Here is a 12,433-nt window from a genome sequence, read left to right on the forward strand (position 1 = left end):
GATAACCGGCTCAGTAGCCGGTTTACTCATCGCCCGATAACTTAAACTTCATCAAATCGCGGCGTTCTTTCTTATCGGGCCGGCGATCGGGATGGGGCATGGTCAGCGCATTCATCTTGCGTGCCAGAGCCACTTTTTCACGTTTTTCAATACTGGCTTCGGTTTCGCGGTAAAGCAGCTGTGCTTCACTGGCGGGGCGCCGCTGCTCGCTGATTTCGGCAATGACGACTGTTCGCTCCTCATTGCCCTGACGCAGGGTTAACTCAGCATCCCGTTCGACCAGTTTACTGGGTTTACTCCGCTGACCATTGTAATGAACCTTGCCACCTTCAATCATTTCGCGCGCAATCGAGCGGGTTTTGTAGAACCGTGCCGCCCAAAGCCATTTATCAAGACGAACGCCTTCGTCGGGTTTCTCTTTCATTGCTGCTCCCAGAACGGAATCAGTGTGCGGTAGTCGCTGATCGCACAGTGACGCTGAAAGTGTTGTTCAGGACGGCCAGAGTCAGGATTACTGACGCCCAGGCACCAGCCGATTCCCCATGATTTGGCGGCATCGAGGATGATTTCGCTGTCATCGATGAACAATGTCCGCGATGCATCAAAGCCAGTGTGCTGCTCAACCGCCTGCCACAAACGCTGATCTTCTTTCGGATAGCCAAAGGTATGGGTGGAAAGCAATAAATCAAGGTGTGGTGCTAAAGCTGTCTGTTTGAGTTTCACATCCAGATTCCAGGGATGCGCATTGGTCAGCAGGATGGTGCGCTTACCCGCGCGACGCAGTGCCTGTAGAAAAGGCAGCGTATCCGCGCGGATACTGACCCGGTGACGTTGTTCCCAGGTCATGGCATGAATGTCCAACTGCAACGCCTGTGACCAGTAATCCAGACAATACCAGTTTAGCGTATGCGCTACGGCCTGATATTTTTCTTCAATAATCAGCCGGGCCTGAGCAGCAGGGATGCCGCGTTGGGTGCTCAGGATGTCGGGGACATGCTCCAGCCAGAAAAAGCGGTCAAACGCCAAATCAAGCAGCGTGCCGTCCATATCGAGCAGCACGGTGTCAATGTCGGACCCGTTGAACATCATGGCAATTCACCCGTTGCTTGTCAGCGCAACAGGGTAGCACAGTTGCAGGTGGCTCAGAATATGGAGCGCACGCCCTGTATAGTGTTAAGCGAGGGATTAAAGCACTTATCGTAATACTGCTGGATAGCAAGCATTCGCTGGCGGTTAAGATGGATGCGCCGCAGTGCCAGCAGACCGTTGGTAATGGCGCAGGTCAGCAACACGATAAGCAACAGTGCGGCGCCCAGATAGCGCCATTTTGCCATGGCGTCAGGCTCATTGTGCAGGGCGATATGACGCGTGCCGTTGGCATCGGTATAAATGCCGGTAATGATGCCTGTAGCGCTAAACGGTGTGTGCAGCAATAAGGAGGACAGACGCTGCAACTCTTGCCACTGCGAACCCGCATCCAGATCAAACAGAGGAACGGCAGGCTGAGGCTGATTGACGAGCTGATGCCCTTCATCACTGGCGATAACAAACCCGCCTGGCGGTGGGCTGTTCAGGTTTTCTGCGGCGCGGCGCGTTTCGCGGAAGAAGAAGGTAGAGGTTGCCGTGTGCACCAGGTTTTCCAGCGCCTCCGCACTGACCGGACGCAACAGGACATTCATCCCGTTTAGCTGGCCAGAATCGGCACGGCTGACTAAGGTGTCCCAGTCTTTGGCATTCCCCAGATTGACCAGCGCATTTTTGAGTCGCATACAGTCCTGTGCCTGATTGCAAAGCGCCTGCGTTTTTAACACGAGGTCCGAAAAGTCATCCAGCAGAATCATGCCTGATTTCTGAATCGCCGACGCTAACTGTGGGTTCAGTTTGGGATCGGTGTTCGTTTCAGGATGGAGCTGCCTGGTGGTGGTGTCCAGCAACGCCGAGGCTTTCTCAATAATATCTGAGTGGGGCAGCGGCAGCGGTGTGGCGTTATTCCAGTAAATTTGCGAGCAATCGAACGGCATATAAGTATAGGTGCGGTTGCTTTGGTAGTTGTCCGGTACCGCACACATACCGGTTCCGGTGACCTTAAGGCTGTCGCCTACTTTAAGATCTTCACGACTCAGCTGGTTTACGCTATTCACATCCAGGCTCTCCGTCCCTTTAGCCCATGCCAGACTGAGTTTAATGGGCATACTGAGGGGGATCCAGGTGATCAATAAGGCCAGAACAATCAGCGAGCCAACGGCAAGAACAACATTTTTCCGCCAGCGCTGTAGCGGAAAATTCCTTACCTCGTCCTGAAGGGAAAGGAAGCGCCCCTGGCGTACTACCTGACGATTCAGATAAATATCGACATCCGTTACCTGACCAAGATCGTGCGCGACGTAAGGCTGCCAGTGTGCAGGATAAGCCAGATCGATGATCCCCAGCGTAATGTTGCTCTGCTCCTGATTTGACTCCCCAAACAGGCCCCAGCGCTTAGGGGCCCCGCGCAGGCAGTGAATTTCGCGCAGGCCATTTTCACCCGGTACGCGATACATCAGCCACAGGCTGGCGACAATCATCATGCCAGCAAGGACGGACAGCCAGATCATCAGGCTCGCGGGCAGCAGCAAACCAATAAAAAACAGCAGCAGGGCAAATGAGATAATTACGGCTTCGCGCGTGCCATCGGGACGAGACAGTCGGTATTCTTCCAGCGTTTCTTTGCGTACTCGTACCAGCTCGACGTTTTCACTTTCGGCTTTACGGATCGAGGCGTTGGTGGAGGACGGACGTATCAGATTGGGTAGCGACTGCTGATCGATAGCGTAATCCACCAGAGAATGCCCGTTCAAAGAGATGATCAAGGGGATCGACTGGGTGCGGATTAACTCAACGTAGTTTTCGTCCGTAATATATTGTTCCCACAGCGGCGGCAAATGCACTTCGACTTCATCGAGGTAGTAGCGCCACTTATGCGGATCGTCCGTGGAAAGGCCATAACGGGTTATCGCCCGCGTAACAGGGTAAACGTTATTGCTTTGTGCCGTGAGCACCAGTTTTTCATGACGACGACGGGTTTCACCCGGGCTGAGGATACGGGGCTGTTTTTCCAGTGCGGCAAGGTATTGTTCAACCGCCTTGCGCTCCCGCTCAGAAAGTTTACGGCAGGGCGGACTAATGAATGGCAGCGGTTTCGCCAACGGCGGCCTGCGCCGCATAGCGTACCAAAATCCAATACCTGCCAGAATTGAACAGGTTAGCACTACGGCCAATATAATAATTATTGTGCTCATGCTTTGCTCAATTCAGCCAAAATACTGCCTTCACTTTAAACTTATTATCCCCAGATGCGCCGGATAGTTAAGACGACTTATGGGAGGTTAAACAACGCTGACAAGTTTAACAATAAACGAAATAGTAATGTAAATCATTTAATTAGGCGTTATTACATCACACATTGCCAGAATAGTAACCACAGTGCACAGGTTATTGTATCGGCATTGTCTGAATTTTGACGTGAGATATTGACTAACACAAATTTTTTGTACCTGAGAAACCAATGTTATCGTAGAAAAACAACATACGCTTCGCGTGCGCCTTGAGAGTCGCACAATGGCGGAGGGTTAGGTATGCTAATTCGTTCCTGAGTGCTGGCGCAGCAAGTTTGAGGCTGATATGAGAAAGTCGTTAAAAAAACCGGACATCCTCAATGTAGAAACCGTGGCGAAGTCACGATTGTTTACTGTTGAAGCGGTAGATCTGGCCTTTAGTAATGGCGCACGGCGTATCTACGAGCGCATGAAGCCCTCGGAACGTGAAGCGGTGATGATCGTGCCGATTATTGACGATCACCTGGTGCTGATTGAAGAGTACGCGGTGGGCCTGGAGAGCTACGAACTGGGCTTTCCAAAAGGCTTAATTGATCCGGGTGAAACCGTAAATCAGGCTGCCGATCGGGAACTTAAAGAAGAAGCGGGATTTGGTGCGGGTCAACTGACCACCCTGGGCAAACTGACCCTGGCGCCGTCCTACTTTTCCAGCAAGATGAATATTGTGGTGGCGGAAGGGCTTTATCAGGAGAAGCTGGAAGGCGATGAGCCTGAACCGCTGGTCGTCCATCACTGGCCGTTGAGCAATCTGCTGGCTTTGTTGCAGGAGCCTGATTTTCGCGAGGCACGCAACGTCAGCGCATTGTTTATGGTGCGTGAGTGGCTGGTGAAGCAGGGACGTATCAGTTATTGATGGGCCGTAAAAGCGGCTTTCGGTGAGCAGGGGCGACTTGCGCCGCCCCTGAAGATTAAAACAGTTCGTGGCTCTCGCCATTATCCATGATGGTTGTCCCTGCATCATGTACCGAATACTCGGTTGGCTGAGTACCATTGATAAAGTATTCCTGGCGCGTATTGCCCCCGCCGTTGGCCAGTTTGCCGGTGCTGCGATCGATAGTAACCGTCACAATCCCCTCTGGTGGCGTCAGCGGCTGCACAGGAACGCCCTCCAGGGCAACCTTCATGAAGTCATCCCAGGCAGGCTGTGCACTCTTCGCGCCGCCCTCGTAACCCGAAATTTGATCGGGAATGGCGCCGGAAAGCGTACTGCGACCCAGATCGCGGCGCGCATCGTCAAAACCAATCCACACCGAGGTCACCACGCCAGGCCCGTACCCTGAGAACCAGGCATCTTTGGAACTGTTGGTTGTCCCCGTTTTACCACCGATGTCATTACGTTTCAGGTCGCGGCCGGCACGCCAGCCTGTTCCCATCCAGCCCGGTTCGCCAAAAATGTTACTGTTCAGCGCGCTCTTAATCAGGAATGACAGCGGTGTATTAATCACATGTGGCGCATAAAGCTGTTCGCCACCTGACTGTGGCTGTGCAGGTACCTGCTCCAGCTCAGGCTGCGGCACCGTCTGGTTTTGCTGCTGAGCGGAAGGCGCAACGTTCTCAACGCTTTCGGCGTTCAGCGCCAACGCTTTTTTGGTTTCACCGTAAATCACGGGCAGGTTGCACTGTGGACAGGCAATTCTCGGTTTTTCTTCGAAAACGGTTTGTCCCTGCTCATTTTCAATCTTGCTGATGAAGTAAGGATCAATCAGGAAACCGCCATTCGCCATAACCGAGTAGCCGCGCACGACCTGCAGAGGCGTAAACGAGGCTGCGCCAAGGGCCAGCGATTCGGTATGCACAATATTCTGAGCCGGGAAGCCAAAGCGCTGTAGGTACTCTGCAGCATAGTCCACGCCCATTGCACGCATCGCACGCACCATCACCACGTTTTTCGACTGGCCAAGGCCCTGACGCAGTCGAATCGGACCATCGTAGGTCGGCGGAGAGTTCTTCGGACGCCAGTCAGCCCCGGCACCCGCATCCCAACGGGAAATAGGAACGTCATTAAGAATGGATGCCAGGGTTAATCCCCGATCCATCGCGGCCGTGTAGAGGAACGGTTTGATGTTCGAACCGACCTGGCGCAGGGCCTGGGTGGCGCGGTTAAACATGCTTTGGTTAAAGTCAAAACCGCCCACCAGTGCACGCACGGCACCGTTGGCAGGATCCAGCGAAACCAGTGCCGAGTTAACATCCGGCACCTGGCCCAGCCACCATGTCTCACCGACCTGGCGCACCCAAACCTGCTGGCCCGGCTGCAGAACCTGAGTAATGCTCTTAGGGGTTGGCCCCTGCGCCGTGTCCGACTTAAAGGCACGCGCCCAGCGCACGCCTGCCATGGTCAGCGAGACGTTGCTGCCATCTTTCATCATAACGGTGGCTTCATCGCTCTGGACATGTGTGACCACGGCCGGGTGAAGCGGGCCGTATAACGGCAGGTCTTTTAACGCCTTAACAATTTGCGCCTGTCCCCACGCGGGCTCGCCAACTTTCCACAGCACGCTGGTAGGGCCGCGGTAGCCGTGGCGCATATCGTAGGCCATCACGTTATTCCGAACGGCCTCCTGCGCGGACTGCTGCAGACGACGTGTGACGGTGGTATAAACCTTGTAGCCATCGGTATAGGCGTTGTTGCCATAACGTTTTACCATCTCCTGACGCACCATCTCACTCAGATAAGGCGCAGCGAAGACGATTTTAGGCCCATGATAAGTGGACACTAAAGGCGTATTACGTGCTTCATCGTACTGTTGCTGGGTGATGTAGTGCTGATCCAGCATGCGGGCAAGGACGACGTTGCGGCGTGCTACCGCACGGCTGTGCGAATAAAGCGGGTTAAACGTCGAAGGCGCTTTAGGCAGGCCTGCGATGGTCGCCATTTCACTTAATGACAGCTCATTGACAGGCTTACCAAAATAAACCTGTGAGGCTGCGCCCACGCCGTAAGCCCGATAGCCGAGATAGATTTTATTCAGATACAGCTCAAGAATTTCGTCTTTATTCAGCAACTGCTCGATGCGAATCGCCAGGAAGGCTTCCTTTATCTTACGCATCAGGGAGCGTTCCGGACTCAGGAAAAAGTTACGCGCCAGCTGCTGGGTAATCGTACTGGCACCCTGAGAGGCATGACCTGACACCAGCGCAACGCTGGCAGCACGAAAAATCCCGATGGGATCCACACCGTGATGCTCATAGAAGCGGCTGTCTTCCGTGGCAATGAACGCTTTCACCATTTCAGGCGGAACCTGCTGCAGGCTAAGCGGTATACGGCGCATTTCACCGTACTGAGCGATAAGATCGCCCTCAGCGCTGTAAACCTGCATAGGGGTTTGCAAACGCACATCTTTCAGCGTGTTAACGTCGGGCAGCTGTGGCTCAATGTATTTGTACAAACCATAAATCGAGCCAGCTCCCAGCAAGATGCAACACACTGCAAGGATCAATAAATACTTTACGAACTTCACCTGAGATTTCCCATCTGTTGTCGTTTGGGCAGTTTATAAGCAACCGCGCAGTAGTATAAAGGCAAGCCAGACGCTTTGATATGTCCATTTTTCTGGACGATAAGGAGATCGCGCGCATGACTTTGCACACCTGGCAAATTGGGCTGGATATCCAGAACAGGCAGTGCTGCGCCATTGCCATCCTGCGTCGCCGCCAGGGCTGGCAGTTATGCCACTGGTGGCAGCAGCGGCTGGCGCAAGATACGTTAAGAAACGGCGTGCTGCAATCTTCCCCTGAATTGCTGACCGTGTTAACCCGCTGGCGCAAGCGCTTGCCTCTACGCTACTCACTGCGTGTGGGCCTGCCTGCCCAGCTGGTATTGCAGCAGCCGCTTTCCCTTCCCGAACTGCCGTTAAAAGAACCCGCATTAAGCCGTTTCATCCAGGCGGCGGCCCAACGCCTTTTTCCCGTTGACGTGCGCGAACTGGCGCTGGATTACCGCCTCGATCCCACCCATAACCAGCTGTGTATTACGGCAGCCCGGCTTGATGTGGTGCAACAGTGGCTGGCCCCGCTGACGCAGGCAGGACTCAAGCCCCGCGTGTTTGAACTGGCTACGCATGCGCTAAAAATGGTGACTGAGCAGGCGCAATTAGCAGCGGGAAGTGTAGTGGTTTTACGACAGGATGCACGTTACCTGTGGAGTGACGGCATCAGTGCAGCATCTTTGGCTGAAGTGGACGGGTTATCGGCTCTGCGTGAGCAGGCCTTTCCGCAGGCAAGCCACCTGTTTTATTGCGATGCCGACAACCTCTCGTTTCCTGAGGGTACGCGTCCTTTTTCACCCTTCCAGCCACTTCGCTATCAGCCGCCTTTACCTGACAATCCCGGTGCGTTCGCGCTGGCAACCGGGCTGGCGCTGCGAAAGGAGGATCGCTGATGGTGGCGGTTAATCTTTTACCCTGGCGGGCGTGGCGCTGGCAGCGTCAACGGTGCCAGAGCATTATCGCGCTGGGCCTGACATTACTGCTCTTAGCGCTGGCGGTGCTCCTGTTGTACTGGCAGGAACATCAGGCTCTCATTCATGTCCGGCGGCAGCATGCTCAACTCAGTCCTGTTCTTGAGCGCCTTGTTGCGCGAGCAGAGCAGCAAAAACATCTGCTGCAACAGCTGGACGGGTTGCAGCAACAGCGCATCTGGCTTCGTCAGCAGTCCAGGCAATTCAGCGTCTGGCAGCAGCTTTGGCAGGACCTGCCGGTCATGCTGCCCGATGGGCTGTGGTTAACGCGGCTGGAAAAGCACGATGCGCAGTTGCTGCTGGAGGGCAGGGCACTGCAAATGCAGGCTATCCGCCATTTTCGTCAGCGCTTAACGGGCGTGGCTTTTTTTGCACAGATTCGGCAGGGCAATGTGCAGCGCCAGCCAGAAGGGGATTACCACTTCACGCTGCGCATTACACTCAAGGAGGAAGTCAGTGAGTAACGCTATGCAGCACTGGTTACAGTTAACCTGGCCGCTTCGCTATCTCAGCCTGCTGGCTGCAGCCTTTGGGCTGTTCTTTGTTGCCTGGTGGATGCTGTTGCAGCCGCAGCGGCGGGTAATGCACGAAGCCCGGCTTCAGTTGGCGCAGCAGCAGCAGCGGGTGCAACAGCGGCAGTTTCAGCTGGCTCAGCATCCTGACATTGCGACATTACAGGCTCAGTTGGTGCTGGAAACGGCAAGACAACCTGCAGCGCCACGCACGCTGGAGGCCATCATCGCGGAGCGGGGGACGCAGTTAATGCAGTGGCTTACTGATGAAGAGCCGCGGGTGCTGACGTTCCACCTGCAATGGGTGCAGTTTCAACCGCTGTTTTCAGCGTTGTCGCAATCAGCGACGGCATTTCCGGGGCGTTTTCAACTCACCGCACATCCGGCGCATCTGGTCGCGCAACTCTGGCTGCAATCCGATGAAGCCCGTTAGCGTCATCCTGGTATTGCTCTGCTGCGGCGCCGTTCATGCGCGCGATCCTTTTCGTCCTCTTCCCGGTACGGCTTGTCTGGCAGACGTTGAGCCGCTCAGCGAATGGCGCTTACAGGGCATTGTGGGTCGTGCGCCGAGGTTTCAGGGCTGGCTGGTGACGCCGCAGGGTCATGGCGTGAAAGTTCTCAGCGATCGCCCTTTCCCGATGGGGCCGTGGCAAACCGTGCAGTTCACGTCGCGTACCCTTGAGCTGTCAGTACCGGGCAGTTGTTCATCTCAACGTTTCACCTTTCGTCTCAAAGGAAGCCTGCATGATAAGGACAGCGATTCTGACGTGGCTGGTGCTCTGCCTGACGCCCGCTCACGCCAGCCACGATGACGGCTTAAGCCTGGCATTTGATGATGCACCTGTTGAACGCGTTTTGCAGGCGCTGGCTGATTATCAACACATTAACCTGATGATTTCGCCTGAGGTTGAGGGAAGACTGTCATTGCGGCTGGAGAATGTACCCTGGCAACAGGCGCTGTCGCTGGTCGGCCGTATGGCTCGCCTGACCTTACTGGAAGAGGAGAACGTTCTGCTGGTTTATCCTGAGAGCTGGCAGCAGCAACGGCATGAGGCCGAAAAGGCACAACAGGCCGAAGCGTTACAGCAACAGCCGCTGCAACAACGCAGGATCCCCCTGCACTATGCCAGTGCCAGCGACGTCCATCGCAGCCTGCAGAGTGAACGGCCATCGCTGATGACCGCGCGCGGCAGTGCAACGGTTGACAGCCGGACCAACAGCCTACTGCTGCGCGACAGCCCGTTGGCGCTTGAGGAGACTGCGCGCTGGATACGTGCGCTGGATGTCCCGCTGGAGCAGGTGGAACTGGCAGCGCATATCGTCACCATCAGCGAAGAGCACTTGCATGAACTGGGCGTCAACTGGCGGCTGTATAACGAAGGCGACGTCATAAATCGTGCATTACGTCATCCTTTACTTGATATTCCATTGGGGCTGAATTCCCACGACGTGTCTGTGGGCGTCACGCTGTCGCGGATTGGTGGCAAACTTCTGGATTTAGAACTCAGCGCTCTGGAGCAGGAAAATCAGGTGGAAATTATCGCCAGCCCGCGCTTGTTTACCTCCCACCAACAAACGGCATCCATTAAGCAAGGCACTGAAATCCCTTATGAAGTCTCTGCCGGCAACAGCGGAGCGACCAGCATTGAGTTCAAAGAGGCAGTGCTGGGCATGGAGGTCACGCCTGCCGTTTTAGGCAATGGCCGCATTCAGCTCAAAATACGCATCAGTCAGAACGTGCCGGGTCGGGCGGTTCAGACCGGCGATTCACAGGTTTTGTCCATTGATAAGCAGGAAATTGAAACTCAGGTCACGGTCAGTGACGGGCAAACGCTGGCGCTGGGGGGAATTTTTCATCAGCAGCGCACTCGCGGGCAGCGCCAGGTTCCGCTGCTCGGTAATCTTCCTGTTGTGGGCAGCCTGTTTCGGCAGCATGCAGAAGAGCAGAGAAAACGTGAGCTGGTCATTTTCATGACGCCGCGATTGGTCAGGGAAGCAGCGCTTTCGGCACGATAAAACGGAAAATGTGCCCATAAAGTCCAACTGCGTTGACGCAGGGCTGGAATTAGCTTACAAGGTTTAGCGATTTTTAACACGTTGTAAGCGTCTGTGTTGGAAAAACCAGGCAAGCAGATGAAAGAATTCCTCTGCTCGCCGTAATGTCACAACGCTGTACTGACGCATTACAGTTTCGCGAACGACGGGCCAATTCAGAAATGGATGTGCTGTAAGCAATATAATCGGTTGCCAAACAGCCTTGAGTGTTGAGATAATTTTTCGTCTGACTCTTGCTAACGCTCATGAGGTCTCAGTTCCTGTCCCGCCAGCAAAATGCTGAAAGCGGGGTATCATTAACGAATTCTTAGTAATACCGACAAAATGGCAGAGAAACGCAATATCTTTCTGGTTGGGCCGATGGGTGCCGGCAAAAGCACTATTGGCCGTCAGTTGGCTCAGCAACTCAATATGGAGTTCTTCGATTCCGATCAGGAAATTGAGCGACGCACCGGAGCGGATGTGGGCTGGGTTTTTGACGTTGAAGGCGAAGCTGGCTTCCGCGATCGTGAAGAAAAAATCATCAATGAACTGACCGAGAAGCAGGGCATCGTCCTGGCGACCGGCGGTGGCTCCGTAAAATCCCGGGAAACACGTAATCGTCTCTCCGCTCGCGGCGTCGTGGTGTATCTTGAAACCACTATTGAGAAACAACTGGCACGTACACAGCGTGATAAAAAACGCCCCTTACTGCAGGTAGAATCACCGCCGCGTGAAGTGCTTGAAGCGCTGGCAGGTGAACGTAACCCGCTTTATGAAGAGATCGCCGACGTCACTATCCGCACTGACGATCAAAGTGCAAAAGTGGTGGCGAATCAGATTATCCACATGTTGGAAAAAAGTTGATCCAACGTTTGAAGGCTCTTTGACAGGTATCGAGCATCATGGAGAAGATCACCGTTTCACTGGGGGAACGTAGTTACCCCATCACTATCGCCGCCGGACTGTTTAACGATCCGGCTTCTTTTTGGCCGTTAAAAGCGGGTGACAATGCCATGCTGGTGACCAACCAGACGCTGGCACCGCTCTACCTGGATAAGGTATCGGCTCTGCTGAAGGCGGCGGGGGTGAAAACGGATCAGGTGATTTTGCCCGACGGTGAGCAGTATAAAACGCTGACCGTGATGGATCAGGTCTTTACCGCACTACTGCAAAAACCCCACGGCCGTGATACTACGCTGGTGGCGCTTGGCGGTGGTGTCATTGGCGATCTTACGGGGTTTGCTGCGGCAAGCTATCAGCGCGGCGTGCGCTTTATTCAGGTACCGACAACGCTGCTGTCGCAGGTTGACTCATCGGTTGGCGGCAAAACGGCCGTTAACCATCCTCTTGGCAAAAACATGATCGGCGCGTTTTATCAGCCCGCCTCGGTGGTGATCGATACGGTGTGTCTTCGTTCACTGCCGCCACGTGAACTGGCTTCCGGTCTGGCTGAAGTCATCAAGTATGGCATTATCCTGGACGGTGAATTCTTTCAGTGGCTTGAGCAGAATCTTGATGGGCTTCTGGCACTGGATGAATCTGCACTGGCCTGGTGTATTCGCCGCTGCTGCGAGTTGAAGGCGGAGGTCGTTGCCGCAGATGAGCACGAGCACGGTCAGCGCGCATTACTGAATCTGGGTCATACTTTTGGTCATGCCATTGAGGCCCATATGGGCTACGGCAACTGGTTACATGGTGAGGCGATTGCTGCCGGGATGGTCATGGCGGCGCGCACGGCGCAACGTCTGGGCCAGTTCAGCGCACAGGACACCGATCGCATCATTGCTTTACTGCAGCGGGCCGGTTTACCGGTGAACGGGCCAGTAGAGATGCAGGCAGAGGACTATTTGCCGCATATGATGCGTGACAAAAAAGTGCTGGCCGGTGAATTGCGTCTGATACTGCCGCTGTCCATTGGTCGCGCTGAAGTGCGCGGTGGCGTGGCTCATGATATGGTGATGGCTGCAATTAATGATTGCCAGAAATCTTGATATTAAGCAGGTAAGTGGTGACGCGGCGCGCAGGTGCGCAGTGCGGGATGCCGCTTTACG

General features: G+C 54.7%; 12 protein-coding genes. 8 read left to right on the forward strand and 4 right to left on the reverse strand.

The genetic code is table 11. The annotated features are described in order from the left end of the window. Nucleotides 1–22 precede the first annotated feature (22 nt). From hslR to NXS97_RS14690, 3 genes are read right to left on the reverse strand one after another with little or no spacing between them, the layout of a single operon-like run. Entirely contained in the window at nucleotides 23–424 is a 402-nt protein-coding gene (gene hslR, locus NXS97_RS14680) for a ribosome-associated heat shock protein Hsp15 (RefSeq protein ID WP_013027517.1), read from the reverse strand. After that, on the reverse strand, nucleotides 421–1,086 hold the full coding sequence (gene yrfG, locus NXS97_RS14685; RefSeq protein ID WP_370620537.1) for a GMP/IMP nucleotidase: 666 nt from the start codon (nucleotides 1,084–1,086) through the stop codon (nucleotides 421–423). The genes hslR and yrfG overlap by 4 nt, the downstream gene beginning before the upstream one ends. A gap of 56 nt (nucleotides 1,087–1,142) precedes the next feature. Next, complete coding sequence (locus tag NXS97_RS14690; RefSeq protein WP_013027515.1) at nucleotides 1,143–3,278, reverse strand: intracellular growth attenuator family protein; 2,136 nt, start codon at nucleotides 3,276–3,278, stop codon at nucleotides 1,143–1,145. Between the two features lie 382 nt (nucleotides 3,279–3,660). Here NXS97_RS14690 and nudE point away from each other — a divergent pair, with 382 nt between their 5' ends. After that, nucleotides 3,661–4,227, forward strand: coding sequence for an ADP compounds hydrolase NudE (nudE, locus tag NXS97_RS14695; protein ID WP_013027514.1), 567 nt, complete (start codon nucleotides 3,661–3,663; stop codon nucleotides 4,225–4,227). A gap of 55 nt (nucleotides 4,228–4,282) precedes the next feature. On the opposite strand, the gene mrcA is transcribed toward nudE, so the two are convergent. Further along, on the reverse strand, nucleotides 4,283–6,835 hold the full coding sequence (mrcA, locus tag NXS97_RS14700; protein ID WP_014604852.1) for a peptidoglycan glycosyltransferase/peptidoglycan DD-transpeptidase MrcA: 2,553 nt from the start codon (nucleotides 6,833–6,835) through the stop codon (nucleotides 4,283–4,285). Nucleotides 6,836–6,951: 116 nt separating this feature from the next. Here mrcA and pilM point away from each other — a divergent pair, with 116 nt between their 5' ends. From pilM to aroB, 7 genes are all read left to right on the forward strand, one after another. After that, nucleotides 6,952–7,755, forward strand: coding sequence for a type IV pilus biogenesis protein PilM (pilM, locus tag NXS97_RS14705; RefSeq protein ID WP_026021070.1), 804 nt, complete (start codon nucleotides 6,952–6,954; stop codon nucleotides 7,753–7,755). Then, nucleotides 7,755–8,297 carry a PilN domain-containing protein gene (locus tag NXS97_RS14710; protein WP_110286922.1) on the forward strand — a complete coding sequence of 181 codons (543 nt, stop codon included), beginning with the start codon at nucleotides 7,755–7,757 and terminating at the stop codon, nucleotides 8,295–8,297. The genes pilM and NXS97_RS14710 overlap by 1 nt, the downstream gene beginning before the upstream one ends. Continuing rightward, nucleotides 8,290–8,778 carry a hypothetical protein gene (locus tag NXS97_RS14715; RefSeq protein WP_029569224.1) on the forward strand — a complete coding sequence of 163 codons (489 nt, stop codon included), beginning with the start codon at nucleotides 8,290–8,292 and terminating at the stop codon, nucleotides 8,776–8,778. The genes NXS97_RS14710 and NXS97_RS14715 overlap by 8 nt, the downstream gene beginning before the upstream one ends. Next, nucleotides 8,765–9,157, forward strand: coding sequence for a HofP DNA utilization family protein (locus tag NXS97_RS14720; protein WP_028715874.1), 393 nt, complete (start codon nucleotides 8,765–8,767; stop codon nucleotides 9,155–9,157). The genes NXS97_RS14715 and NXS97_RS14720 overlap by 14 nt, the downstream gene beginning before the upstream one ends. Next, a complete protein-coding gene (gene hofQ, locus NXS97_RS14725; protein ID WP_110286921.1) occupies nucleotides 9,090–10,361 on the forward strand; it encodes a DNA uptake porin HofQ in 1,272 nt (423 codons plus the stop codon). Before NXS97_RS14720 ends, hofQ begins: the two co-directional genes overlap by 68 nt. A gap of 363 nt (nucleotides 10,362–10,724) precedes the next feature. After that, nucleotides 10,725–11,246, forward strand: coding sequence for a shikimate kinase AroK (gene aroK, locus NXS97_RS14730; RefSeq protein WP_013027507.1), 522 nt, complete (start codon nucleotides 10,725–10,727; stop codon nucleotides 11,244–11,246). Between the two features lie 38 nt (nucleotides 11,247–11,284). Next, a complete protein-coding gene (aroB, locus tag NXS97_RS14735) occupies nucleotides 11,285–12,373 on the forward strand; it encodes a 3-dehydroquinate synthase (protein WP_014594780.1) in 1,089 nt (362 codons plus the stop codon). The last annotated feature ends 60 nt before the right edge of the window (nucleotides 12,374–12,433 follow it).

Origin of the sequence: Pantoea sp. B623 (assembly GCF_024814475.1) — a bacterium.
Taxonomy (GTDB): Bacteria; Pseudomonadota; Gammaproteobacteria; order Enterobacterales; family Enterobacteriaceae; genus Pantoea; species Pantoea ananatis.